At 61.7% G+C, this 24473-nt stretch carries 23 protein-coding genes; 18 read left to right on the forward strand and 5 right to left on the reverse strand.

The genetic code is table 11. The features are described 5' to 3' along the window. Positions 1-158 precede the first annotated feature (158 nt). Positions 159-422, reverse strand: a complete 264-nt coding sequence (gene rpsT / locus K6T12_RS16660; RefSeq protein ID WP_222224003.1) for a 30S ribosomal protein S20 — start codon at positions 420-422, stop codon at positions 159-161. Between the two features lie 258 nt (positions 423-680). On the opposite strand from rpsT, the gene murJ reads away from it, so the two are divergent. From murJ to K6T12_RS16725, 13 genes are all read left to right on the forward strand, one after another. Continuing rightward, a complete protein-coding gene (gene murJ, locus K6T12_RS16665; RefSeq protein WP_390879094.1) occupies positions 681-2180 on the forward strand; it encodes a murein biosynthesis integral membrane protein MurJ in 1500 nt (499 codons plus the stop codon). Positions 2181-2268: 88 nt separating this feature from the next. Continuing rightward, the gene (gene ribF / locus K6T12_RS16670; RefSeq protein ID WP_222224005.1) at positions 2269-3204 is read left to right on the forward strand and encodes a bifunctional riboflavin kinase/FAD synthetase; all 936 of its coding nucleotides are present in this window, start codon (positions 2269-2271) and stop codon (positions 3202-3204) included. A gap of 17 nt (positions 3205-3221) precedes the next feature. After that, positions 3222-6044, forward strand: coding sequence for an isoleucine--tRNA ligase (gene ileS, locus K6T12_RS16675; protein ID WP_222224006.1), 2823 nt, complete (start codon positions 3222-3224; stop codon positions 6042-6044). Positions 6045-6068: 24 nt separating this feature from the next. Beyond that, positions 6069-6578, forward strand: a complete 510-nt coding sequence (gene lspA, locus K6T12_RS16680; protein WP_222224007.1) for a signal peptidase II — start codon at positions 6069-6071, stop codon at positions 6576-6578. 16 nt (positions 6579-6594) lie between these two features. After that, entirely contained in the window at positions 6595-7029 is a 435-nt protein-coding gene (locus tag K6T12_RS16685; protein WP_222224008.1) for an FKBP-type peptidyl-prolyl cis-trans isomerase, read from the forward strand. 563 nt (positions 7030-7592) lie between these two features. Then, a complete protein-coding gene (locus K6T12_RS16690) occupies positions 7593-7844 on the forward strand; it encodes a hypothetical protein (protein WP_222224009.1) in 252 nt (83 codons plus the stop codon). Continuing rightward, positions 7841-8245 (forward strand): type IV pilin protein, encoded by a 405-nt coding sequence (locus K6T12_RS16695; RefSeq protein WP_222224010.1) that lies wholly within the window; start codon positions 7841-7843, stop codon positions 8243-8245. The genes K6T12_RS16690 and K6T12_RS16695 overlap by 4 nt, the downstream gene beginning before the upstream one ends. A 39-nt stretch (positions 8246-8284) precedes the next feature. Continuing rightward, on the forward strand, positions 8285-8797 hold the full coding sequence (locus K6T12_RS16700) for a GspH/FimT family pseudopilin (RefSeq protein WP_222224011.1): 513 nt from the start codon (positions 8285-8287) through the stop codon (positions 8795-8797). A gap of 16 nt (positions 8798-8813) precedes the next feature. Next, positions 8814-9614 carry a prepilin-type N-terminal cleavage/methylation domain-containing protein gene (locus K6T12_RS16705; protein ID WP_222224012.1) on the forward strand — a complete coding sequence of 267 codons (801 nt, stop codon included), beginning with the start codon at positions 8814-8816 and terminating at the stop codon, positions 9612-9614. After that, entirely contained in the window at positions 9611-10729 is a 1119-nt protein-coding gene (locus K6T12_RS16710) for a PilX N-terminal domain-containing pilus assembly protein (RefSeq protein WP_222224013.1), read from the forward strand. Before K6T12_RS16705 ends, K6T12_RS16710 begins: the two co-directional genes overlap by 4 nt. A gap of 14 nt (positions 10730-10743) precedes the next feature. After that, positions 10744-12708 (forward strand): type IV pilus modification PilV family protein, encoded by a 1965-nt coding sequence (locus K6T12_RS16715; protein ID WP_222224014.1) that lies wholly within the window; start codon positions 10744-10746, stop codon positions 12706-12708. Between the two features lie 206 nt (positions 12709-12914). Continuing rightward, positions 12915-14015: a glycine oxidase ThiO gene (gene thiO / locus K6T12_RS16720; RefSeq protein ID WP_222224015.1), complete on the forward strand. Its 1101-nt coding sequence runs from the start codon at positions 12915-12917 to the stop codon at positions 14013-14015. Positions 14016-14025: 10 nt separating this feature from the next. Further along, a complete protein-coding gene (locus K6T12_RS16725; protein WP_222224016.1) occupies positions 14026-15651 on the forward strand; it encodes an NAD+ synthase in 1626 nt (541 codons plus the stop codon). A gap of 770 nt (positions 15652-16421) precedes the next feature. On the opposite strand, the gene K6T12_RS16730 is transcribed toward K6T12_RS16725, so the two are convergent. From K6T12_RS16730 to K6T12_RS16745, 4 genes are all read right to left on the reverse strand, one after another. Beyond that, the gene (locus K6T12_RS16730) at positions 16422-17162 is read right to left on the reverse strand and encodes a 3'-5' exonuclease (RefSeq protein WP_222224017.1); all 741 of its coding nucleotides are present in this window, start codon (positions 17160-17162) and stop codon (positions 16422-16424) included. Positions 17163-17175: 13 nt separating this feature from the next. Beyond that, positions 17176-19065 (reverse strand): DUF294 nucleotidyltransferase-like domain-containing protein, encoded by a 1890-nt coding sequence (locus K6T12_RS16735; protein ID WP_222224018.1) that lies wholly within the window; start codon positions 19063-19065, stop codon positions 17176-17178. 368 nt (positions 19066-19433) lie between these two features. Further along, a complete protein-coding gene (locus K6T12_RS16740) occupies positions 19434-20015 on the reverse strand; it encodes a HupE/UreJ family protein (protein ID WP_222224019.1) in 582 nt (193 codons plus the stop codon). 394 nt (positions 20016-20409) lie between these two features. Further along, entirely contained in the window at positions 20410-20679 is a 270-nt protein-coding gene (locus tag K6T12_RS16745; RefSeq protein ID WP_222224020.1) for a hypothetical protein, read from the reverse strand. A gap of 87 nt (positions 20680-20766) precedes the next feature. On the opposite strand from K6T12_RS16745, the gene K6T12_RS16750 reads away from it, so the two are divergent. From K6T12_RS16750 to K6T12_RS16770, 5 genes are read left to right on the forward strand one after another with little or no spacing between them, the layout of a single operon-like run. Next, the gene (locus K6T12_RS16750; protein ID WP_222224021.1) at positions 20767-21549 is read left to right on the forward strand and encodes a DUF3450 domain-containing protein; all 783 of its coding nucleotides are present in this window, start codon (positions 20767-20769) and stop codon (positions 21547-21549) included. Beyond that, entirely contained in the window at positions 21549-22919 is a 1371-nt protein-coding gene (locus tag K6T12_RS16755) for a MotA/TolQ/ExbB proton channel family protein (RefSeq protein WP_222224022.1), read from the forward strand. The genes K6T12_RS16750 and K6T12_RS16755 overlap by 1 nt, the downstream gene beginning before the upstream one ends. Continuing rightward, positions 22909-23424 (forward strand): MotA/TolQ/ExbB proton channel family protein, encoded by a 516-nt coding sequence (locus tag K6T12_RS16760; protein WP_222224023.1) that lies wholly within the window; start codon positions 22909-22911, stop codon positions 23422-23424. Before K6T12_RS16755 ends, K6T12_RS16760 begins: the two co-directional genes overlap by 11 nt. Continuing rightward, entirely contained in the window at positions 23421-23831 is a 411-nt protein-coding gene (locus K6T12_RS16765) for an ExbD/TolR family protein (RefSeq protein ID WP_222224024.1), read from the forward strand. The genes K6T12_RS16760 and K6T12_RS16765 overlap by 4 nt, the downstream gene beginning before the upstream one ends. Further along, complete coding sequence (locus K6T12_RS16770) at positions 23831-24472, forward strand: energy transducer TonB (RefSeq protein ID WP_222224025.1); 642 nt, start codon at positions 23831-23833, stop codon at positions 24470-24472. The genes K6T12_RS16765 and K6T12_RS16770 overlap by 1 nt, the downstream gene beginning before the upstream one ends. The last annotated feature ends 1 nt before the right edge of the window (position 24473 follow it).

Below are 24473 nucleotides of genomic sequence, written 5' to 3' on the forward strand. Positions count from 1 at the left end.
AGCCACTTTCGTGTTGCCGACAAGGCGAGAGCGGCGTTATCCCCGGGCATTAAAGAGCTGCCCATGCCGCTACCCCGTGAGAAAGAAAAATGCCAGTCAGTTGGCTTAACTGACTGGCATTAGGCCAGTGGCCGGTTTTTTTTCAAAGCGAGAGCTGCTTACGCCAGGGCTTTGATCTTGGCGTTCAGGCGGCTCTTGGTGCGGGCGATCTTGTTCTTGTTGAAGATGCCCTTGTTCACGGAGCTGTCCATGAACGGCTGAGCAACAACCAGTGCTTCGGCTGCAGCAGCCTTGTCACCAGCGTCGATCGCTTTGATTACTTTTTTGATGTAGGTGCGCACCATGGAGCGCAGGCTAGCATTGTGCTGGCGGCGCTTCTCAGCCTGGCGAGCGCGTTTACGAGATCCTGCGGAATTTGCCACAGTCCGGCTCCTCAAAGTTTGGTTATGTACAGGATCGGCTTGAATGGATAAGCCGAAAAATTAAGACGCGAGATTATTCCTAGTTCTAAGGCGGCTGTCAATAAAAGCGCGGGTAAATTTCTTGTGGCGGCGCTATCATGGAGGCCGATTTTTAACCACGGCCGTGTATTGGCAATAGAGGGGGGCGCCTTGGCAGAAGGGCAGGTTACAGGGCAACAGGGGCGCAGCCTGCTACGTTCCAGTGCGACTGTCGGCATCATGACGATGCTTTCAAGAATACTCGGCTTGGCCCGGGATGTGGTCACCGCCAGCTATTTTGGCGCCTCCGGCAGTGCCGACGCATTCTTTGTAGCGTTCAAAATCCCCAACTTTTTGCGTCGGTTGTTTGCTGAAGGCGCGTTCTCTCAGGCATTTGTACCGGTGTTGTCCGAGTACCGCTCGCAGCGCGATCTGGCAGCGGTGCAGCAGCTGGTCAACCGGGTGGCTGGCACCCTCGGCTCCAGCCTGATCTTGCTGAGCTTGTTGGCGGTGCTGGCGGCACCGGTGTTGGCGGCGCTGTTCGCGCCGGGCTTCTATCTCGAGCAGAGCGAGCGTTACGACCTGGTGGTCGAGATGCTGCGGATCACCTTCCCCTACCTGTTGCTGATCTCGTTGACTGCTTTTGCCGGTGCGATCCTGAACAGCTACGAGCGCTTCGCGGTACCGGCGTTCACGCCGGTGCTGCTGAACCTGTCGCTGATCGGTTCGGCAATTCTGCTCAGTCCGCTGTTCGATCCGCCGGTGCTGGCGCTGGCCTGGGGGGTATTGATTGCCGGTGGCCTGCAGTTGCTGTTCCAGATGCCCTTCCTGCTGCGGTTGCGGCTGCTACCGAAGCCGGTGCTTGATAGGCGTGACCCCGGTGTGCGGCGAATTTTGAAATTGATGGTGCCGGCGCTGTTCGGGGTGTCGGTGGTGCAGCTCAATCTGCTGCTGGATACTATCCTGGCATCGACACTGCAGACTGGCAGTGTCTCCTGGCTGTACTACTCGGACCGGTTGTCCGAGCTGCCGCTTGGCGTGTTCGGTATTGCGATTGCAACGGTGATCCTGCCCAGCCTGTCTCGCCGTCATGCCGAGCAGTCGGCCGACCAGTTTGCCCATACTCTCGATTGGGCGGTGCGGATGGTGCTACTGATCGGCCTGCCGGCGGCGCTGGCGCTACTGCTGCTGGCCGAACCGATGATCATCACCCTGTTCCACTACGGGGCGCTGACCGACCGCGATGTGATGATGGCGGCGATGAGTCTGCGTGCCTATGCCTGTGGCCTGCTGGCGTTCATGTTGATCAAGGTGTTGGCGACCGGTTATTTCTCGCGCCAGGACACCAGGACACCGGTCAAGATCGGCATTCAGGCGGCGCTGGCCAATATGGTTTTCAATTTGGCGTTGATAGGCCCGTTCAAACATGTCGGTCTGGCGGCGGCGACCTCGATGTCGGCCTACCTGAATGCCGGCCTGCTGCTGTACGGACTGCTGAAACTGAAAGTGTTCAGCTGGCAGTCGGGCTGGGGGCTGATGCTGTTGCGGTTATTGTTGGCCAATGGTGCGATGGTCGGCGTGCTGCTGTGGCTGTCGGCGGAGTCCGACCAGTGGCTGGCCTGGGGGCTCTGGTCGCGGGCGGCGCAGATGACGTTGCTGGTTGCGGCGGGTGTCTCTGTCTACGGCCTGGTGCTGGTGCTGTGCGGGTTGCGCCTGCGCCATCTGAAAGCGCGCGCTTGAGGCTGGCGGCGCGGTATTCCGCGGAGCACAAACCGGTTATAATCCGGCGTTTGTTTCTACTCTTGTTTCTACTCTGTGAGCTGATCTGATGGAACTGATTCGGGGACTTCACAATCTGCGCGATAAGCACCGGGGTTGTGTAGCCACCATTGGCAACTTTGACGGGGTCCACCTGGGCCACCGCCGTGTGCTGGATCAAGTCAAGCAGAAGGGACAGGAACTCGGCCTGCCGACGGTGGCAATCACCTTCGAGCCGCAACCGCAGGAATTTTTTTCCGGCAACGCCGCGCCGCGCCGGTTGACCCGCTTCGACGAGAAGGTTCGTCTGCTGACCAAGGAGGGGATCGACCGGGTGCTCTGCCTGAGCTTCAACGAGCGGCTGCGCAACATGACCGCCGACCAGTTCATCGAGCGGTTGCTGCTGCACGGCCTGGCGGTCAAGCACTTCGTGGTCGGCGACGATTTCCGCTTCGGCTGCGATCGCAGTGGTGACTACAACATGTTGGCGACGGCCGGCAGCAAGCATGGCTTTACCGTGGCGCATACCGCGACGTTCCAGGTGGATGGCGATCGGGTCAGCAGTACCCGCATCCGCAACCTGCTGGCGGCCAGTGACCTGGCCGGTGCGGCGGCGTTGCTGGGGCGGCCCTATGCGATCTGCGGGCGGGTCGTGGTCGGCCAGCAGCTGGGTCGCCAGCTGGGCGTGCCGACCGCCAATGTGCGGATGCACCGTTACCCCAGCCCGCTCAGCGGTGTCTACGCGGTGCTGGCCACGCTGGCTGACGGGCGTACCGTGCAGGGGGTTGCCAATATCGGCATGCGACCTACCGTCAACGGCTCCCGGCCGGTGCTGGAAGCACACCTGTTTGATCTGAACGAAAATTTATACGGCAGCCTGCTGAAAGTGGAATTTCAGCGCTTGCTGCGCCACGAGCGCCGCTTCGACGGCCTCGACGCGTTGAAGCAGCAGATCCATGCCGATATCGATGAGGCCCGGGCGTTCTTCGAGGGACGCCTGAACTAGAACCCGGAAGCGACATAATGACCGATTACAAAGCGACACTGAACCTGCCGGAAACGGCGTTCCCGATGCGCGGCAACCTGGCCAAGCGCGAACCTGACATGCTGAAGCGCTGGCAGAAGATGGGGCTGTACCAGAAGATTCGCGAAGTCAGTGCCGGCCGTGATCCCTTCATCCTGCATGACGGCCCGCCGTACGCCAACGGCAACATCCATATCGGTCACGCGGTCAACAAGATTCTGAAGGACATTATCGTCAAGTCGAAGAGCCTCAGCGGCTTTGACGCGCCCTACATTCCGGGTTGGGATTGCCACGGCCTGCCGATCGAGCACAAGGTTGAAACCATGGTCGGCAAGGCGGGCGACAAGGTCTCCTTCAAGGCGTTTCGCCAGAAGTGCCGCGACTACGCGCGCGAACAGGTTGAAGGGCAGAAGGCCGACTTCATCCGCCTGGGCGTGCTGGGCGATTGGGACAACCCCTACCTGACCATGAACTTCGATACCGAGGCCAACATCATCCGGGCGCTGGGCAAGATCGCCGAGAACGGCCACCTGGTGAAAGGCTACAAGCCGGTTTACTGGAGCGTAGTCGGCGCCTCCGCGCTGGCGGAAGCGGAAGTGGAATACCAGGACAAGACCTCCACTGCGATCGACGTTCGCTTCGCGCCGGTCGAGGAAGCGGACTTCCTGGCTGCCTTCGCGCCGGAAAACGGCGGCGGCGAAGGGCCGGTATCCGTGGTGATCTGGACCACCACCCCCTGGACCCTGCCGTCCAACCAGGCGGTATCGCTGAACGCCGAACTGGATTACGCGCTGGTGCAGGCCGATTTCGGCCAGGGTGTCGAGCGGATCCTGCTGGCCGAAGGGCTGATCGAGGATGCCATGGGCCGTTACGGCGTCGAGCAGTACAGCATCGTTGGCCGTTGCAAGGGACAGGCGCTGGAACACAAGCTGCTGCAGCACCCGTTCGTCGACAAGCAGGTGCCGGTGATTCTCGGCGACCACGTCACCCTGGATGCCGGTACCGGTGCGGTACACACGGCGCCGGACCATGGTGTGGAAGACTTCGAGGTGGGCCGCAAATACGGTATCGGCACCCTGAACCTGGTCGACGACCGCGGGGTGTTCGTCGAGGCGGCCGGCGTAGTTGCCGGTGAGCATGTCTACAAGGTGGACGACCAGATCGTTGCGCTGCTGAAAGAGAAGGGCGCGCTGGTGCTGGAACATAAGTTCCAGCACAGCTATCCGCACTGCTGGCGCACCAAGACGCCGCTGATCTACCGCGCCACGCCGCAGTGGTTCATCAGCATGAGCGAGAAAGGGCTGAAGGCCGATGCGCTGCAGGCGATCAAGGGCGTGCAGTGGTTCCCGGCCTGGGGCCAGAACCGGATCGAGGCGATGGTCGATCAGAGCCCGGACTGGTGTGTTTCCCGCCAGCGCACCTGGGGGGTGCCGATCACCCTGTTTATCCACAAGGAAACCCAGCAGCTGCACCCGAAAACCGCCGAGCTGATCGAGACGGTTGCCCAGCGGGTCGAGAAAGAGGGCATCGATGCCTGGTTCGATATGGATGCCGCCGAGCTGCTGGGTGATGAAGCCGAACAGTACAGCAAAGTGACCGATACCCTGGATGTCTGGTTCGACTCCGGTGTGACCCACTACTCGGTGCTGGATCAGCGTGCCGAGTTGCGTTTCCCGGCCGACCTGTACCTGGAGGGCTCCGACCAGCATCGCGGCTGGTTCCAGTCGTCGCTGAAGACCGGTATCGCCATCAAGGGCTGTGCGCCCTACAAACAGGTGCTGACGCACGGTTTCACCGTCGACGGGCAGGGCCGTAAGATGTCCAAGTCGTTGGGCAACGTGGTAGCGCCGCAGGAAGTCATGAACAAGTACGGCGCCGATATTCTGCGCCTGTGGGTGGCGTCCACCGACTACCGCGGCGAGATGACCTGCTCCGACGAGATTCTCAAGCGTTCGGCCGACGCCTATCGCCGGATCCGCAACACCGCCCGTTTCCTGCTGGCCAACCTGAACGGTTTCGAGCCGGCCGAACACATGGTGGCGTTCGATCAGATGGTGGCGCTGGACCGCTGGGCGGTGGACCGCGCGGCGCAGCTGCAGCAAGAGCTGCAGGGGCACTACGACAACTACGAGTTTCTGCAGGTATATCAGAAGATCTCCCACTTCTGCTCACTGGACCTGGGCGGTTTCTACCTGGATATCATCAAGGATCGCCAGTACACCGCAGCGACCGAGGGGCATGCCCGCCGCTCCTGCCAGAGCGCCCTGTACCATATCGCCGAGGCACTGACCCGCTGGATCGCACCGATCCTCAGCTTCACCGCTGACGAGATCTGGCAGGAACTGCCGGGCGAGCGTAGCGAGTGCGTACTGCTGGAAACCTGGTACCAGGGGCTGGCTGAACTGGCCGAGGGCGAAGCCTTGGATCGTGCTTTCTGGAACCGGGTGATGGCGACCAAGACCGCGGTCAACAAGGAGCTGGAAGGGCAGCGTAACGCCGGCAATATCGGTAGCAGCCTGGAGGCGGAAGTGACCCTGTACTGCGATGAGGCATTGCAGGGCGCGCTGGCCCAGCTGGGCGACGAGTTGCGCTTCGTGCTGATCACCTCCCGCGCCGACGTGCGACCGCTGGCTGAAGCGACCGATGCCGCCGACACCGAGGTTGCTGGCCTGCGGGTACGGATCGCCAAGAGTGGCGCGCAGAAGTGCGTACGCTGCTGGCACCACCGCGAGGATGTGGGCAGCAAAGCCGAGCATGACGAGCTCTGTGGCCGCTGCGTCGATAACGTGGCCGGCCAGGGCGAAACGCGTCAGTTCGCCTGACGCCAGTAGGCCTCAGGATCTCCGATGACTGATAGCACGACTCGCACCACCGGCAGTTGCCTGCGCTGGATTTGGCTGGCGCTGCTGGTGGTGGTGCTCGATCTGGGCACCAAGTACGTCGCCGACCAGGTATTGAGTTACGGCGTTCCCCGTCCGGTGTTGCCGGTGTTCGACCTGACCCTGCTGTATAACACCGGCGCGGCGTTCAGCTTCCTGGCCGATGCCGGTGGCTGGCAGCGCTGGGTGTTTGCCCTGATAGCACTGCTGGTGTCGGGCATGCTGATCCACTGGATGCACCGCACACCGGCACGGCAGTGGTGGTTGGGCATCGGCCTGGCGCTGGTGCTGGGCGGTGCGATCGGCAACCTGTACGACCGCATCGTGCAGGGGTATGTGATCGATTTCATCTCGCTGCACTACAAAGGCTGGTACTTCCCGGCCTTCAACCTGGCGGACACGGCGATTACGCTGGGGGCGGTGGTGCTGATTGTCGATATGTTGTTTCTGTCCGGTCTCGATAAGGCGACCGATTAAGAGGATCTGGCACGTCATGAGCACTTCGATTGGCCCGAATACCAAAGTCACCCTGAATTTTGCGATCAAGCTGGAAGATGGCCAACTGGTCGATTCCAACTTCGACAGCCAGCCGGCCACCTTCACGGTAGGTGACGGCAGCCTGCTGGAAGGTTTCGAGCAGGCGCTGTTCGGCCTCCAGGTCGGCAGTCACGAAACCCTTCAGATCGAGCCGGAGCAGGGCTTCGGCATGCATAATCCGAGTAACATCCAGCGTCTGCCGCGCACCCAGTTCGAGGATATGGCGTTGGAGGAGGGGCTGGTGATCTCCTTCCAGGACCCGACCGGCGGTGAACTGCCCGGGGTGGTCAGCCGTATCGACGAGCAGCATGTGGCGGTCGACTTCAACCACCCGCTGGCCGGTAAGTCGCTGCAGTTCGAAGTGAAGATCGTCAGCGTCGAAGCTGCCTGAACAAGTTGCTGTAAAACAACTGCGCTCGATAATGGGGCGCTAAAAAAACCGCAGCGACCGGCCGTCGCTGCGGCAATCGTTGCTACGCCGAACCTCCCAGCAGCCCTCGGTGCTGTCAGTCGCGTTCCTATCACCATCGATCAGTCGCTTCGTCGTTCTGGCGAGTGCAATCCCCCCAATGCTGGCGGCGTTTTTTGATATTCCCTGAGTGGCCGTCAAAGCGATCAAGGGCCTGTCCGTAATCTTCGAAATCGCGGTTTTTTTATAGGTAATAATTGCCTATACTGGCGCAGCACTGATCAATTCAAACGTTCGTTTTGTGCCGGTCAGCCGGCGGGAATGTTAGTACTGTGGCCTTTCTGTCCAAGTTTTCCCAAGCAGTGTCACCAAGCTTTGATCGACACCATCGGCTTAGCTGTCTGCGCAGCTTGCCTGCTATCCGATCGGCTTCGCCCTCAGGCTTCATATGCTTACGCCTTTTATCGGCCGGCACTGCCGGGCGTGAAAGAGACCATGCAAGGGTAACAGTGGCTCAGCGACTGTTTTGTCACTGCCGAATTATCTTGGCTAAGCTGCGTGTTCCGTTCGGCAATGTGGCTGCCAACGGTCGGCTTAGCGCGAAATTATCACTGTTAAAAGCATTCTTGAACGGTTATTTTGATTGTTTGGTAGGCTGTTGTATTCTGCTGTTGATAGCCGAAACCACTAGCCCAAAATCCGGCAGCACTGACTATGCTGTTAGTGATCCGTCCGGTGGCCTGCAAGGCGGAGTTGACAGTCGGGCTGCCGAAACCAGCGAATGGGTGATGGAATGAACAGACAGGGTCAGGCCGGGTTTAGCATGATTGAGCTGATGGTGGTGGTGGCCATTGTTGCCATCATCGGCGCGGTTGCACTGCCCAGCTACAACAGTTACATCCAGCAATCGCGTCGTGCGGACGCCATGGCCGCACTGTTCTCACTGCAGATCGCTCAGGAAAAATACCGCGCCAACAACACCAGCTATGGCGCCAGTGTGGCGGCCATTGGCGTGGCGGCCACCTCGCCCGAGGGTTACTACACGGTGGCGGTCGCCAGTAGCGCCGCCAACAGTTTTGTCGGTACGGCGGCGCCGACCGGTAGCCAGGCGGGCGACGCCTGCGGTACCTTCGCGGTCGATAACACCGGCCCCAACTATACCGGCAGCTATGCCGCTGCCGATTGCTGGGAGCGCTAGCCGATGAATGCTTGGCGGGCCGGGAGACTCGGGAGGCGGTTGCAACGGGGGCTGACGCTGCTGGAACTGCTGATCTCGATCGCCGTGCTGGCCATCCTGCTGGCAGTGGTGGTGCCGGACATGAGCAGCTTCTGGGAGCGCAACCGGCTGATCTCGGCAGCCGAAGCGGTCTACAGCCATACCCAGTTGGCGCGCAGCGCCGCGCTGGCGCGCAATCAGGATATCTTCATCAAGTTCGGTAATACCGGCTCAGCCGACTGGTGCATGGCGCTCAGCGAGGACAACAACTGCGACTGTACCGATGGCAGCAACTGTACGCTGACCAATATGCCGGCAGCCCAACTGGCTGGCAGCGACTTCAGCAATATCTCGCTGAGTACCGATTTCACCGGCAATGACAGCGCCATCGAAGTGCCGCGCGGTACGGCGCTGGAGGGTGGCACCGTTACCCTGAGCTCGCCGGTATCCGGCTTCAGTGTCCAGGTACAGTTGAATCTGCTGGGCCGGGTAAAGATCTGTTCCGATACCGAGTCACGTTTCCCCGCCTGTTAGCGGGGCTGGAGTCGTTATGAACGGTCGACAACCAGTTAACAAACAAGCCGGCCTGTCGCTGATAGAACTGCTGATCTCCGTCACGCTGGGGGCGATTGTGCTGGCCGGCGTGATCAATGTATTCGCCGCCACGGTTGGTGGCAGCAAGGATCTTCTGGAGCAGGCGAGGCTGGAGCAGGAGCTGAATGCGATCCTGCTATGGATGAGCGATGACATCCGCCGCGCCGGTTACTGGGGGCCGGAGGCGTTGCAGGTTGATTGGGGCAATGGTGACCGCAACCCGTTCATCGACGGTATTCAATTGCCATCGGTCGATGAATTGGCTGGTGAAGCGGCCAATAGCTGTGTGTTGTACAGCTATAACCTGGATGAAGACAGCGACCTGACCGACAGTGCCGCCGACGATGCCCGTATCGGCGTATGCAGCGGCTGTGTGCCGACCGCCGCGCCCTTCAACGATGCGACCCTGTATGATACCGATGGGCTGGAGATGTTCGGCTACCGGTTGAACAGTGGTGCCGTGGAGGTGCGCACCGGCCTGGCCAGTGCCGCCGAGGCCACCTTCAGCTGCAACTCCGGCAGTTGGACCCAGCTGTCAGACCCGTCGATGGTCACCATCAGCGCATTGAGTTTTGCCTGGACTACCCAGAATTTAACCGCGCTGACGGTAACCAGCGATGCCGGCGTGAATACCGCGATGAACATCGAAAGCTGGCAGTTGACCATTCAACTGACCGGTCAGCTGGTCAGCGATAACAGTATCACCAAGACCCTGAATACCACCGTTAAACTGGCTAACAACGTGGTGCGCGAATGAACAGCAATCTAACCAGTGCCGGTGCTACGCAAGCCAGATGCCAGCGCGGCGTGATCACCCTGACGCTGTCGACGCTGCTGCTGATCGCGGTGACGCTGGTGGTGTTCACCAGCTCCCAGGGGGTGGTGACCCAGCAGCGGGTGATCAGCAACGAGCGGCGCGCCCAGCAGGCGTTCGAGGCCGCCTTCGCCGGCCATGGCTACGCTACCGGCTATTTCCAGACCTTTGGCGGCGACCTTGACGCCAACGACAGTCTGGACACCCTGCTGGGTTATCCGAACTGGACCTACGTCTCCGGGACCAGCGGCCCCTCCTACCGGGTGCGTTTTGTCGACGATGTGCTGGTCGGCAACCTGGCGGTGGTTACCATCGAAGCGCAGGGGCGTAGTGACGACCAGGGCGCGGTACGTACCATCCGTGAACAGATCAGCAGCACACCGGCGGTGGCCAACGCACCGGATAATCCGCTGACCTCGCGTGGTTTCGTCGACCTGAAGGGCAGCGGTACGATCACCAATCTCGAAAGTAGCCTGACCATCTGGTCCGGCGACAGCGTCGATGTGACCGGCAACTCGCCGAAAACCATTATCAAGCACCCGACCGCCGCCGGCGGTATCGAATCGACCAACAAGAACAACAAGGGGCTGGACGTGATCGACAACGATGCCAACCTGTCCACCCTGACCGATGACGACTATTTCCGTAACTTCTTCGGCCTGAGCCCGTCGGACTACCGTAGCCGTATCGTACGCACCGATATCGACCCGGACACCACCGCGGTGACCACGCTGGACGGTAAGAAAGGCGAAGTGATCTGGGTCGACGGTGACGCCAGCTTTACCAGCAACACCCAGATCGGAACGGCCGACCAGCCGGTGGTACTGGTGGTCGATGGCAACATGTTCGGTGCCGGTACGGTGACCGTGTACGGCATCCTGTTTGTCTCCGGCGACTGGGATGCCCAGGGTAACCTGACCGTCAACGGTGCCGCGATCATGCGCGGCAATGTGGATGGCACCGGCAGCCTGGATGTGATCTTTGACAGCAGCGTATTGGATAACGTTGCCTTTGTGGGTAAACCGGTGGCCGTGCCCGGAACCTGGCGCGACTGGTAAATGGAGAGAGAACCATGATCAGGACCCATTCGGGCCAGCGCGGTGTCGGCTTTATCGAGGTGCTGGTATCGCTGTTCGTGTTGGGCTTCGGCCTGCTGTCATTGTCGATGTTTTCCGGCGGGCTGTTTTCCGAGTCGGCCCAGGTGAAAGCAGAAACCGAGGCGATGCAGCTGGCGCAACAGAAGCTGGAGCTGGTTCGTGAGCTTGCCGCCCGTAACGGTCTGGCCACCGTGAGCGGTGGCACCGAGAACAACCTGACCGGGGTCAACGCCGTCTATACCCGGGTGGCGACGATCAGCTTCGTACCCAACTCCACCGCCCCAAGGCATGCCAATGTCCAGGTAGCGGTCAACTGGACCGATGCGGACGGCAATCAGAGCGTCTCCCTGCGTAGTTTCATTTCAGCCTCGGATACCGAAGCGATGGCCGGCCTGGTCGGCGATGGACTGGACGGTGGCGGCTTCGTCGACACCCCGGTGGGGGGCGCCCAGTATGCCGACGGCACCTTCACCCCGGATGGTGACACCCAGGAACTCAGTGATGACTACGGTGTGCCCGGCAGCAAGATCTATCTGGATACCCCGAACTACATCCTGACCGATGCCGACAACGAGAAGCTGCTGATCAGTCAGACGCAGTTCTCGACCATCACCGGCCGGGTCTATATCAAGTCCGGTGCGGTGGACCAGTCGGTGGTGATCGTCAAGCCGTCCGACGTCGGCGTCTGCCCGAAACGGATCCAGCTGGATGGCAGTGGCGACCCGGTTCGTGACGGCGAGGGGGCGGTGGTCACCGAGGTGCGTGAGGTACGGCTGGTGGACGGCGATAACGTCGACGTGCTCGAAGGCGACACCACCGATGGCACGCTGCTGTACAGCTACTACACCTACGACTGCTTCTTCGGTTCCGGCTGGTACGGCAATATCGGTATCCTGCGTACCGACAGTACCAACAGCAACGATCGCATCTGTGGCGGCGATCCGGATCTGAGCGACAGCGGCAATGCCGACAGCCGCCATCCGCAGCTGCTCGGTGCACGCGGCTACCGCGGTTACACGCCGCAGTTCGATATTACCGATATCGATAACGATGGCGACCTGACCGAGCCGGCGATCGATGGCAGCGGCAACCGGATCTACCTGTCCGATGGTATGGCCGAGGGCGATGCCTATGGCGACACCAGCCGCAGCTCGGTGGATCAGCCGCAGACCCACGACTTCCTGATCACCGTGATCAGCGGTAGCCCGGTGGATGCCGACTGCCTGGCGGAGCTGGTGGTCTCCTCCAGCGACGAGTTCCAGAACAACAGCGGCAGTTTTGTCTGCCTGTACGACGAGAACGGCAACAAGACCTGCCCGGACGAGTTGCCGGAAGATCTCGGTTTCCAGGTAACCACCACGCCGCGGCAGATCAGCGGTACCATCAGCGTGGCCGAGGGCGAGAGTGCCAGCAGCGATCAGCTTAGCCTGGTGACCTCGCAAGCGGAGAGTTGCACCATCGATGAGGCCGACCTGAGCTGGAACTGCACCGTTTACGATGCGGGTGGTGGCTGGACCGGTACCATCACCCTGAGCAGCAGTAACTTGAATATCTGTTCGGTGGCGACCTATGCCTTTGGTGATCTGACGGCGGATGTCAGTGGCTATGAATACTCGCTGGCCAGCAGTTGTGTGCCGGGCGATACCGAGTACAACGTGACCGGGGTGGTGCGTAACCTGGACAACAACAACTCGGTCGATCTGTCCGCCAGTGCGGTGGTGAGCTCGGGCGAGGGTAGCTGTGCCGCCTCGCTGGGGGTAATCGACGATGCACGTAGTGGCAGCAACGAGGTGGCCTTCACCTGTACGGTGCCGGCCGGCTTCAACGGTTCCATCACTCTGGATAGTTTGCCGTCGCGAACCCGCATCGTCAGCCACCCGGATTTCTCCGGCAGCCCGGTCAGCGGCAATGTGTCCGGAGCGGTGATCGAGGTGCGTTAAACCGGCTGATCCGATGCGTTCATCCAACCGGCTGGGCCCCGACAATGGGGCCAGCCGGTTTTTCCATTTGGGGCCATTGGGCCGTTTCCGGTTGCTCCCTTTGCGCTGATGGGACCGGCACTGATAGATTGCATAGAAAGGTGCCGGCGGCAGATCAACCGACCGGCCTTGTCGCAGATGCAATCGAATTTCCAAGGCGAGCAGTGATGTCTGATTTTCTAGTGATTGGCGGGGGCGTCATCGGTATGATGACCGCCCGGGAACTGGCACAATCCGGTGCCGAGGTAACCCTGGTCGAGCGGCGCCAGTGCGCTCAGGAGTCCAGTTGGGCCGGTGGCGGTATCGTGTCGCCGCTGTACCCCTGGCGCTATAGCGAGCCGGTAACCCGGCTGGCGACTTGGTCGCAGAGCAGCTACATCCATCTGGCCGACGAGTTGATCGACGAAACCGGTTACGATCCCGAGCTGCGCCAGAAGGGGATGCTGATGTTGTCGGTGGACGACGAAGCCGAGGCATTGGCCTGGGCGGCACGGTTCCATCGCCCGCTGCGCCGGGTGGATGGCGAGTTCGTCTACCGTAAGGAACCGCGCCTGGCCGAAGGGGTTGAAAGTGCTATCTGGATGCCGGAAGTGGCCAGCGTGCGGAACCCGCGCTTGGGCCGTGCACTGCGCGAATCATTACGGTTAAATCCGAAGATCCGGCTGATCGAGCAGGCCGCTGTGTCCGGCCTGCTTATCGACGGTGAGCGGATCAGCGGAGTAAGCACCAGCGCCGGAGAGTTCCGCGCGGAACAGACGGTGATCGCTGCGGGTGCCTGGAGCGGCGAGCTGCTGGCCGAGCTTGGCATCGGCCTGCCGGTCGAGCCGGTGCATGGTCAGATGATGCTGTACCGGGCGCCGGTCGGCTTGATCGACCGGGTGGTGCTGGCCGACGGGCGCTACCTGATTCCGCGTAGCGATGGTCGGGTGCTGGTGGGCAGTACCCTGGAGCGGATTGGCTTCAACAAGCGCACTGACGAAGAGACGCGCCACTCGTTGCACCAGACCGCGCTGTCGATTCTGCCGGCACTGGCTGAGTTCCCGATCGAGCATCATTGGTCCGGCCTGCGGCCCGGTTCGCCCGAGGGCGTGCCCTATATCGGCGCCGTGCCGGGCTACCAAGGGCTTTGGGTCAATGCCGGCCAGTTCCGCAACGGCCTGGTATTGGCGCCGGCGTCGACCCGCCTGCTGGCCGACCTGCTGCTGAAACGAGATCCGATTATCGACCCGGCCCCTTATGCCTTGGCCGGACGTGTTGAGCTGAATTGAAGAACGACTGATGAGTAACGCACTTCGGGTCCTGATGGCCCAACAGAATTTCCTGGTCGGGGATATCCCCGGCAACACCCAGAAGGTGATCGATGGCGCCAATCAGGCTCGCATGCAGCAGGCCGACGTGGTGATGTTTCCGGAACTGGCGCTGACCGGCTATCCGCCGGAGGATCTGCTGTTGCGGCCCAGCTTGGAGACCCGCGTCGGTCAGGCGCTGCAGCGGCTCTGCGACGAGGTACGCGATATCTACCTGGTGGTCGGTTACCCGCGTATGCGCGACGGCAAGCTGTACAACATGGCCGGGGTGATCCATAACGGCCAGCTGCTGGGTGAATATGCCAAGCAGTGCCTGCCCAACTATCAGGTGTTCGACGAGAAGCGCTACTTCAGCGAAGGCGATCAGCCGCTGGTGGTGCCGATCAACGGGGTACCGGTGGCGTTGACTGTCTGCGAAGACATCTGGCATCCGGGGCCGGCGCTGCAGGCCCGTGAAGCCGGCGCGCAACTGATGCTGAACATCAACGCCTCGCCGTTCCATATCGACAAGCCGCGTCACCGCACCGAGCTGCTGCGCGAGCGCGCCCGGCAGGCCGGCTGCCCGATCCTCTACGTCAACATGGTCGGCGGCCAGGATGAACTGGTGTTTGACGGCGGCTCCAAGGTGGTCGATGTCGCCGGAGAGCTGCTGTTCAGCGGCGATCACTTCCAGGAAGCGGATTATCTGGTCGAGTTCGATTCGGCCAGCGGCCGGCTGAGCTGCGCCCATCCCAGCGAACCGCACCCGACGCTGGAGCAGAGCGTCTATAACGCGCTGGTGCTGGGGGTGCGTGACTACGTCAACAAGAACGGCTTCAAGGGCGTGGTGCTGGGCCTGTCCGGCGGCATCGATTCGGCGCTGACCCTGGCGGTGGCGGTCGACGCACTGGGTGCCGAGCGGGTCGAAGCGGTGATGATGCCGTTCCGCTACACCTCGTCGATGAGTTTGGAGGACGCCGAGGCCGAGGCCAACACGCTGGGCGTGCAATACGATGTGATCTCCATCGAACCGATGTTCGATACCTTCATGGGCCAGTTGGCCGACCAGTTCGAAGGCACCGCCCGCGATACCACCGAGGAGAACCTGCAGGCGCGCTGTCGCGGTGTGCTGTTGATGGCGATCTCCAACAAGAAGGGTTACCTGGTGTTGACCACCGGCAACAAGAGCGAGATGGCGGTCGGCTATTCCACGCTGTACGGCGATATGGCCGGTGGTTTCGATGTGCTGAAGGATGTCCCCAAGACGCTGGTCTACCGGCTGTCCAACTATCGCAACAGCATCAGCCCGGTGATACCGCAGCGGGTGATCGACCGTCCGCCGTCGGCCGAACTGGCGCCGGACCAGACCGACCAGGACAGCCTGCCGGACTACGATGTGCTGGATCGGATTCTGGAGCTCTATGTCGAGTGTGATTACAGCGCCGATGCGATCATCGCCGAAGGCTTCGACGAGACCGACGTCAAGCGGGTGATCTGGCTGGTGGATATCAACGAATACAAGCGCCGTCAGGCGCCGGTCGGCGTGCGGATCACCCAGCGTGGCTTCGGTCGTGACCGCCGCTATCCAATTACCTCCGGTTGGAAAGCCGGTGTCTGATAAGTAGCCCGCGGCTATCAGCAATCGCCCGCCACTGAATCACTCGGTGGCGGGTTTTTTATATCCTGCATGAGTTAACAGTTTTGAGTTAACAGTGGTGTTGGGTCCCAAATCTGTTCGGCCTGGTGATAGTGCCGCGGTCCTTCGTAATCCCCCCATCAGACAACTGACGTTTGGTTGCGTGCCGGAAAACCGGTAAGCAGTCTTACCTCGGTCGTAGCCGCTCCTCCGCGATCGGCAGAGCCGCAGGCGCAACGCTGCTGTCAATGCCCCCGCATCGCTGTGCACGCCTGTGAGTTAAATTTGCTGCCGAAGCTGCTGTATCAGCCCGGCGACTGTGTGTAAGCGCCTAAAACCTGCCCATGTGGACAAAAATCAGCGGTTTCAAGGTCTTTCGGCATCCTGTTGGTCACAATCCACAGCTTCTGTGAATAACCCGCTGTATAAGGTCGGCATAGACTCCGGGTAACCGGCTGAAGCGCCCGCCATTAGCGGCTTGTGCTCCGCTGGTTGTATTCTGTTCAGTGGCTGGGATGGGTTGGATAAGCAGCTGCTGTCAAGCCGTTGACAGGCTGTTTTTGATGCGGTTTTTGCTTGTCCACAGCGTCGGAGAGGCGCTTGCCGGGTGTCTGGCGTTGATATATCAGCTTCTGTGGATAACTTATTGGATAAAAACTGGGTAACCTATGCGGTTCGAACAACCGATCTCCGGATATCAGGCGAGCGACGCTTCGCCCTCGCCCCCATCGTAATGCCGCTCTATGCCTGATCTACAGCCACAATGCCTCAATCGGGGTGTCGGGGGAGAAACGGTGGGCGATCTGCGCCTGCAGCAGCTCGGCGGTGGCGAGTGCGTCGGTCAAGGCGTGGTGCGCTTGGTAGTAGGGCAGTCCGTAGCGGGTACGGCTGTCGGCGAGGCGGATGGAAACCGGTTTCTTTCCCATCAGCCGTGCCCAGATACCGAGCGGGCGCACCCGGTGTAGCCGCGCCTCCAGCTCCATGGTATCGACCACTGGAAATTCTATCCCCTCGCCCATGCGCCGCTTCAGCACGGCGTCGAGAAAGCCGCGCTCGATATGACGGTAGTGGACGACGACGATGCGACCGGCCAGCGATTCCAGCAGCGGCTCGAGGACGCCCAGCAGGTCAGGGGCCTGGCGAACCTCGGAGTGGGTGATGCCGTGGATCACCACCGACTCCTTGGCCAGCGGCCGACGCGGTTTTAGGATCCAGTGGCGGGCATCGCGACAGCGGATGCGCTGCAGGTCGAAGGGCACCAGGCCGACGCTGACGATATCGTGTTTGCGGGGATTGAGGCCGGTGGTTTCCAGGTCCAGGGCCACGAAGGGCACCTCGCCGAGCGGGGTATCGGCACTCACTACGCCGCCCTGATAAAAGGCCCGCAGGCGGCTGTCTTCGACCGCGCCGGCCAGCTGCCGGAAACGCTCCGGCCAGAGGGGCGTTTGCTGCTGTGGGTGGTGTTCGGGCCGGGGTCTCAGCGGTAGCACCATGATGGTTCTCTCGTCAGCGGTTGGGGTGGTAGCGATACTTGATGAACTTCTGGGCGTTGCTGAGAATCTGGAACGCGTCCTTCAGGTTGCGGCGTTCGAAGTCGGTGAGGTTTTCCGGCTCGATATTGTTGTCGGGCTCGCGACCGGCCTGCAGGTCCAGCGCCTGATGACGAATCCTTACCATGGCGATGAACTCCAGCGCATCGCGTAGATCGGAATCGCGCCCCTTGGGCATGATGCCGTGTTTGGCGATATCGTCGAGCCGCTCGAAGGAGTTCCGCGCCAGCGAGCCCACGGCCAGGGCGTGAACCCGGATGACGTCGGCCAGCGGGGCGGTGCCGCGCCGCTTGAGGTTGATCGAGTTCTTGTGGCGGCCGTCCTGCTCCATCACGAAATTCTTGAAGAAACCCAGTGGCGGTGTTCGGTTGAGGGCGTTGCGGGCCAGGCAGGCGAGAAAGCGGCGGTTGTTGCGGGCACGGCGCACCACGAAGCGGTTAAGCCGTTCTGCCCAGGCGGTCTTGCCCCAGACGCCGTCGAGATCGAAGAAGATGGAGCTGTGCAGCAACGCCTCCGGATTGGGGGTTTCGATCCAGTCGGCGAAGCATTGTTGCCACTCGGAACGGGTCTTGCGCCAGGTGGGGTTGCTGGCCATGATGCCGCCTTTGCAATGGGTATAACCACAGGCATCGAGGCCGTCGCAGACAAACTTGGCCAGCCGTTCAAAGTAGTCGCCGTGAAGAGCGGGGTCGTAGCGGTCGTCGAGAATCAGCGCATTGTCCTGGTCGGTGATGATCAGTTGCTCATCCCGGGCCATGGAGCCCAGCGCCAGAAAGCAGTAAGGCACCGGTGGCGGTCCCAGCTGCTCCTCGGCGAGCTCCAGCAGGCGCTGCTTGAAGCTGCGGCCGATCACCGACATGGCGCTGCCGATCATATGGGAGTTGGCATCCTCGTTGACCATGCGCACGAAGCAGGCCTTGACCTCGTCGGTAAGCGCCTTGAGCTCCTCGACGTTCTGAGAACGGAAGATGCTGCGCACCATATAGAGGCTGCTCTGGGACTCGTAGCGCACGATATCGGAGATGGCGATCACCCCCACCGGCTGCTTGCGATCGAGAATCGGCAGATGGTGCAGGTTAAAACGCAGCATGGTCAGCATCGCCTCGAACACGTAGGCATCGGCGTCCAGGGTGATCAGTTCCGACGACATCACCTCGGCGACCGGCGTCTGTAGCGGCAGGCCGGTACTTACCACCCGGGTTCGCAGGTCGCGGTCGGTGATGATGCCGACCACCATGTTGGCGGGCTCGTCCGGATCCTGCTGCTTTTGCGCGACCTGGGGATCAATGATCAACAGCGAGGAGACGCCCTCCTCGGTCATCTTCTGTGCCGCCTGTTGAATGGTTTTGGTCATCTCCAGGGTGACCGGTTCGCGGGTCACCAGGGCGGTGGCCTTGGCCAGCATCAACTCGTTGCTGTCCTCGCTACGGGAGACCGCATGGCGCAGGCGGGTACTGTCATCCAGCTCGACGAAATAGGCAAACTCGTCGAACTGCTCGTACAACTCGTTGAATATCGCCTCGGGAATAAAATAGATCAGCGAGTCTTCCAGAGCCTTGGCCGGCAAACGCACCCGGTTGTTCATCAACAAACCCATCTGCCCGAACAGGTCGCCCTCGTCGAGGCGATTGTAGAGTTCGCCGTTACGACGATAGATCTCCACCGCGCCGCTACGGATCATGCAGAGATCGTGAATCTCGTCGCCGAAGGCGAAGATCTGCTTACCGGCACGGTAATAGCCGACCTCCACGTGGCAGGCCACCCGCTCCAGGGTCTTCTCGGGCAGGCCTTTGAAGGGGACGTATTGACCCAGAAACCCCAGGATCTCGATCTGTTCCGCTTGCATAACCGTTGTTGCTCTCCTCCGGGGAGTCGACAGGCAGTACTTTCGAGCAGCCTACCACGAATTTCGGCGGCGGCGAGGCCTGCCGGGTGGCCTGTCGTGACTGGACCGGTAACGCGTCGCAAATGCTGCTGGCAGAGGGGGCCAGATGATCTCTGTAGAGGGAAATCCGTCAAGGTGGTTGCTAGAAGGCGGAATGCTTCGGGAAGGGGTCTTTTGGCCTGCGTGGTCGGTTCGGATCTCTATTGGTTTCGCTTGGCGTGCCAGGGTAAGCCAATAGAAATAAAAAAACCGGGCACGGGGCCCGGTCAAGGATTTGGGTGATTAAGCATGGATATTGCCGCGGCTGTCATCCGACCGCAGCGTTGCCTTTACAGCGACGTAACAAGGTTCGCGCCGGTCAGTACCAGGGCGGCACCGCCGGTTCGGGCCAGTATCGGCATCCGGGTCTGCAGGCGGTTCATCACGCCGCCACCGACCAGATGCAGACTCAGGCTGGCGACGATAAAGCCGCCAGCAAAATACAGGGCGACAGCCGACCCCAGCTCGCTGCCGTGCGCGAAGCCGTGTAGCAGCGCAAACAGCGCGATCAGCGACAGGCTGATGATCGCAGGCAGGCGGGCCGCCGTCAGGATCAGCAGGCCGAGTACCAGCACCGAGCTGGCGATACCACTCTCTAGCAGTGGCAGATGTATGCCCATCAACGCGGCAACAAAACCGACCGCCAGCATCAGCATGAAGGTCAGCGGAATTGTCAGCCGCTGGTGGCCTGATTGCAGGGCAGCCCAGCCGCCCACCGCCAGCATCGCCAATAGATGGTCCAGGCCGTTATAGGGGTGGCTGAGGCCAGCCCAGAGTCCTCCGGACAGATCTTGTGCCTGATGGGCCAGGGCGGGTGTCGAGGCCAGTAGCAAGCCGGTCGCCAGAAGCGGCTGGATTCGGGTCTGTTTCATGATCGTTGTCCTGTTGTTCTTGTTGTTCGGAGCGGTCAAAGCTCGTATCCGTTAAAGCGATATAGCGCAAGAGCAAAGCAATAAGGGGGCCAACTCATTGCTGCGACCGGCATACGGTGGCTCGGCGTGAGCCGTACGGGGCAATGGGGCATATGAGTAGTGAGAACGACAGGGGTGTCGCTCGCGGTGCCTGATAACTCTGTTTTCAACAGATCGGCGGAATTGGAAGGGGCTTGACCAAGCAGGTGGGTAAAGGCTGGGGCGGTCGGCCCGGTTGTGGAAGACCAGCCGCCCCAATTCTGAGTGCTGCAGGAAGGGGATTCTGCAGTATCAGAACGTTCGCACACTCGCTTGTCGGTGTGCTGGTTATCCCCTCACGGGGAAAGGAATGGGTTTAAGCCGTTGCTAAAAAGATCTCTCTGTAGCTAGCGTAGTTCAGTTTTCCCGGTTTGGGGGCGGCGGCATTGGAGACCGGGGCGATGCTTGTCACTAACTGTTTGATATGCGGAACCGGTGCAACGGAAAACCGGCCGGGACCGTGCTGGAAACGGGCGATCTGTGGAGGCTGGATCGGCCCCTGGCCGGCATAAAGTGGGTAACGACCGGCAAATTGTTTTTGAAGAATTGATTTTTGACTACAAATGCAAATAATTCGCAAATGCATTAGTATTGTTGCCGCCTGCTTTCGAGCTCGGAAAGGGCCGGGCGGCTCCGAACAGGCGATTTTAGCGATTTCTAGATCAGGATGGATATGAATACAAAGGGGTTAATGCGCTGGGCGAGCCTACCGGGGGCAATGCTGGCGGCACTGCTGTTCAGTACGCCGTCGCTGGCGGCTGATCCGCTGCAGCAGGCCACCGCGGCAGTCGTAAAGGGCCACCAACAGGATAAGCGTTCACAGCAGAAGATCGATCAGCTGGATGACCAGGCGCGGGCTGCCTACGCCGAGTACCGGGCGGTCGAACGCCAGGCCGAGTTGGTCGAAGCCTATAACCGCCAGCTGCAGAAGCTGGTGTCGGCCCAGCAGGCGGAGATTGACGACCTGAGTCAACAGATTATCTCGCTGGAGCAGACCGAACAGGCAGTGCTGCCGATGCTGGCCCGGATGGTCGAGATGCTGGACCGTTTCGTCGCCGCCGATACCCCGTTTCTGCCTGATGAGCGTCGCCAGCGCATCGCGCGGCTGAACAATCTGTTGGCCCGCGCCGATATCAGCCTGGCGGAGAAGTATCGCCAGATCCTGGAGGCCTACCTGATCGAGGTGGATTACGGTCGTACCCTGGAAGCCTACCGTGGCGAACTGGTCGATAACGGTACTAACCGACAGGTTAACTTCCTGCGCCTCGGCCGCGCGGCGCTCTATTACCAGACACTGGACGGCCGTCAGAGCGCGCTCTGGCAACCGGCTGAGAAGCGCTGGCAGCCGCTGGCCGACAGCCATAACCCGACTCTGGATAAAGCGATCCGGATCGCCTGGCAACAGGCGGTGCCGGAGCTGCTCGACCTGCCGCTGCCGACCCCGGAGGTGAACTGATGGCCCGCAATACTCTGTTTTCCACCCTGGTCGGCGGCCTGTTGCTGGCGTGCCTGCTGGTGGTGCCGCAAGCCCACGCGGCGGACAGCCTGGATAACCTGCTGAACGAAGTGCGCCAGTTCCAACGTCAGGATGGCGCCGAGAACCGTAGCCGTGAACAAGCCTTCAGCAAGACTCTGGCCGAACAGCAACAGCTACTGAGCGACAGCCGCGCCCGGCTGGAACGGGCTCGCCAGCGGCAGGAACAGTTGAAAGCGCAGTTCGACGGCAACGAAGCCGAATTGCAAACGCTGGAGGAAAGATTGCGCCAGCGCTCCGGCCAGCTCGGTGAAGTGTTCGGGGTGGTCAAACAGCACGCCCGCGAACTGCAGGGCCAGTTGCAGGATTCTTTGGTCAGCGCCCAGTACCCGCAACGCGACCAGACGCTGGCATTTGCCGACAGCAAGCGGATTCCCACGCTGCAGGAGCTGGAAACCCTCTGGTACAGCCTGCAGCAGGAGATGACCGAGTCCGGCCGCATCCAGCGCTTCGAGACCGAGCTGATCGCCGCCGACGGCAGCCGTCAGCGGCGTGAGGTGGTGCGGGTGGGCAGCTTTACCGCCGTCGCCGTTGACGGCAGCTACCTGAACTATCTGCCCGGTGGCCAGCAACTGGTCGAGCTGCCGCGCCAGCCGGCGGGCGGGGTGGTTGCCGAAGCGGCCGCTTATGCCAAGGGGCAGGGCGAGGTGTTGCTGATCGACCCGACCCGCGGTGCATTGCTGGCGCTGCTGGACAAGATGCCCAGCCTGTCGGAACGGCTGCAGCAGGGTGGTGCGGTCGGCTACATCATCCTGGCGTTGGGGCTGATCGGCCTGCTGGTGGCGGCCTGGCGGCTGCTGCAACTGGCGCGGATCGATACCGGCGTGCGTGCTCAATTGAAGCGGGCCGAGCCGAGCGAGCGCAACCCGCTGGGCCGGGTACTGCAGGCGGCCGACCGCACCGGGCTGCCGCTGGCGGAGCTGGAGCTGCGTATCGACGAGGCGATCGTGCGTGAACTGCCGGGGCTGGAGCGCGGCCAGACGCTGATTAAACTGTTGGCGGCGGTGGCGCCGCTGCTGGGCCTGCTCGGTACCGTGACCGGCATGATCGGCACCTTCCAGAGCATCACCCTGTTTGGCACCAGCGACCCGAAACTGATGGCCGGCGGCATCTCCCAGGCGCTGATCACCACGGTGTTCGGCCTGGTGGTGGCGATCCCGCTGTTGTTCAGCCACAGCCTGCTGAGCAGCCGTAGCCGCCGGATCCTGCAGATCCTGCAGCAGAAGAGTCTCGGCCGGTTGGCCGAACACCGTGAACAACAGACCGGCACGGAGCAGCGTCATGCCGCTTGAGTGGATCGACTTCAGGCTGGCGCTGGAGCAGTTTCTGCATGCCGGCGGCTGGGTGCTGTACCTGATCCTGGGGCTCTGCGTGCTGCTCTGGTCGCTGTTGCTGGAGCGGCTCTGGTTCAAGTTCCGGGTCTATCCGCAGTTGCGCGGCGCGCTGAGCCGGGCGCTGGCCCAGGCACGTCAGGGCTGGCAGCGGCAGAGTCTGCGCTGCGACCTGGAGCTGGCACTGAGCGAGCAACTGCCGCTGATCAAGACGCTGATCGCGCTCTGCCCGCTGGTCGGTCTGCTCGGCACCGTGACCGGCATGATTCAGGTATTCGATGCGCTGGCGTTGAACGGCACCGGCAATCCGCGACTGATGGCCGCCGGCGTGGCCCGCGCCACGCTGCCGACGCTGGCCGGTATGGTGGTGGCGGTCAGCGGGCTGCTGATCTTTAACCGCCTGCAGCGCTGGAGTGATCTGGAGAAACAGCGCCTGCAGGCCGGCCTTCAGGAGGGAGCCGTATGAGATCCGGAAAACTGTGGAACCGGGCCGAAGAGGATGCCGATATCAACATGACGCCGATGCTCGACATCGTGTTCATCATGCTGATCTTCTTTATCGTCTCCACCTCCTTCGTGCGCGAGGCGGGTATCGACGTGACCCGGCCCAACGCCCAGACCAGCGAGTCCAAGGCCAAGAGCGCGGTGATGATCGCTATCAGCGCGGATAACGAGATCTGGCTCGACCGCCAGATGGTCGATATCCGCATGGTGCGACCGGCGCTGGAGCGGCTGAAATCCGAGCAGGCCGACCTCAGCGTGGTGGTACAGGCCGATGAACAGGCCACCACCGGTCAGTTGGTCAAAGTACTGGATCAGCTGCGGCTGGCCAATGTGCAGTATGCGGTGGCCACCACGCCGGGGGTGCCCTGATGGTCCGTGCACTGCTGATGGCGCCGCTGGCGCTGCTGCTGTCGCTGTTGCTGTTCTGGGCGATGCAGCAGATGGCCGGACTGGGCAAGTCGCAGAACCGTGAGCGCAGTGCCCCGGTGCAGTTCGACTTCCTGCAGGTGCGTCAGGATAGCGAAGCCCGGTTGCTGGAACGGCAGCGTCCGCCGCTGCCGGAACAGCGCCAGCCGGAGCCGGAACCGGCGATGCCGCAGTTCAGCCAGCCGCAAGTAGCCATCGACAGCCCGCAATTGCAGATCGATATGCCGCAGATCGAGCTCGGCCTGTCGCTGCAGCTGGATGCCAGCCTGGACGGCCTGCCGGCGCCGGTGATGCCGACCGCCGTCGATCGTAGCGCGATGCCGCTGGTGCGGGTGCCGCCGCGCTATCCGCGCCGGGCGATCAGCCGGGGGATCGAGGGCGAGGTCACGGTCGAGTTCACCGTCAACCCCGATGGCAGCGTCAAGCCGGGCTCGATCAAGGTGGTCGCCTCCAACCCGCCGGGGGTGTTCGACAGCGCGGTCAAGCGGTCGATCCTGCGCTGGCGCTTCAAGGCGCGCACCCAGGGCGGCCAGCCGGTGGCCTTCCAGGCGCAGCAGACGCTGGAATTCAAACTGGAGAGATAAG

Origin of the sequence: Marinobacterium arenosum (genome assembly GCF_019795155.1) — a bacterium.
Taxonomy (GTDB): Bacteria; Pseudomonadota; Gammaproteobacteria; order Pseudomonadales; family Balneatricaceae; genus Marinobacterium_C; species Marinobacterium_C arenosum.

Bases quoted from the DNA above. Each gene is read 5' to 3' on its own strand.
- murJ (WP_390879094.1), top strand. From the start codon at position 681: ATGACGATGCTTTCAAGAATACTCGGCTTGGCCCGGGATGTGGTCACC.
- ribF (WP_222224005.1), top strand. From the start codon at position 2,269: ATGGAACTGATTCGGGGACTTCACAATCTGCGCGATAAGCACCGGGGT.
- ileS (WP_222224006.1), top strand. From the start codon at position 3,222: ATGACCGATTACAAAGCGACACTGAACCTGCCGGAAACGGCGTTCCCG.
- lspA (WP_222224007.1), top strand. From the start codon at position 6,069: ATGACTGATAGCACGACTCGCACCACCGGCAGTTGCCTGCGCTGGATT.
- K6T12_RS16685 (WP_222224008.1), top strand. From the start codon at position 6,595: ATGAGCACTTCGATTGGCCCGAATACCAAAGTCACCCTGAATTTTGCG.
- K6T12_RS16695 (WP_222224010.1), top strand. From the start codon at position 7,841: ATGAACAGACAGGGTCAGGCCGGGTTTAGCATGATTGAGCTGATGGTG.
- K6T12_RS16705 (WP_222224012.1), top strand. From the start codon at position 8,814: ATGAACGGTCGACAACCAGTTAACAAACAAGCCGGCCTGTCGCTGATA.
- K6T12_RS16710 (WP_222224013.1), top strand. From the start codon at position 9,611: ATGAACAGCAATCTAACCAGTGCCGGTGCTACGCAAGCCAGATGCCAG.
- K6T12_RS16715 (WP_222224014.1), top strand. From the start codon at position 10,744: ATGATCAGGACCCATTCGGGCCAGCGCGGTGTCGGCTTTATCGAGGTG.
- thiO (WP_222224015.1), top strand. From the start codon at position 12,915: ATGTCTGATTTTCTAGTGATTGGCGGGGGCGTCATCGGTATGATGACC.
- K6T12_RS16725 (WP_222224016.1), top strand. From the start codon at position 14,026: ATGAGTAACGCACTTCGGGTCCTGATGGCCCAACAGAATTTCCTGGTC.
- K6T12_RS16730 (WP_222224017.1), bottom strand. From the start codon at position 17,162: ATGGTGCTACCGCTGAGACCCCGGCCCGAACACCACCCACAGCAGCAA.
- K6T12_RS16735 (WP_222224018.1), bottom strand. From the start codon at position 19,065: ATGCAAGCGGAACAGATCGAGATCCTGGGGTTTCTGGGTCAATACGTC.
- K6T12_RS16740 (WP_222224019.1), bottom strand. From the start codon at position 20,015: ATGAAACAGACCCGAATCCAGCCGCTTCTGGCGACCGGCTTGCTACTG.
- K6T12_RS16745 (WP_222224020.1), bottom strand. From the start codon at position 20,679: ATGCATTTGCGAATTATTTGCATTTGTAGTCAAAAATCAATTCTTCAA.
- K6T12_RS16750 (WP_222224021.1), top strand. From the start codon at position 20,767: ATGAATACAAAGGGGTTAATGCGCTGGGCGAGCCTACCGGGGGCAATG.
- K6T12_RS16755 (WP_222224022.1), top strand. From the start codon at position 21,549: ATGGCCCGCAATACTCTGTTTTCCACCCTGGTCGGCGGCCTGTTGCTG.
- K6T12_RS16760 (WP_222224023.1), top strand. From the start codon at position 22,909: ATGCCGCTTGAGTGGATCGACTTCAGGCTGGCGCTGGAGCAGTTTCTG.
- K6T12_RS16765 (WP_222224024.1), top strand. From the start codon at position 23,421: ATGAGATCCGGAAAACTGTGGAACCGGGCCGAAGAGGATGCCGATATC.
- K6T12_RS16770 (WP_222224025.1), top strand. From the start codon at position 23,831: ATGGTCCGTGCACTGCTGATGGCGCCGCTGGCGCTGCTGCTGTCGCTG.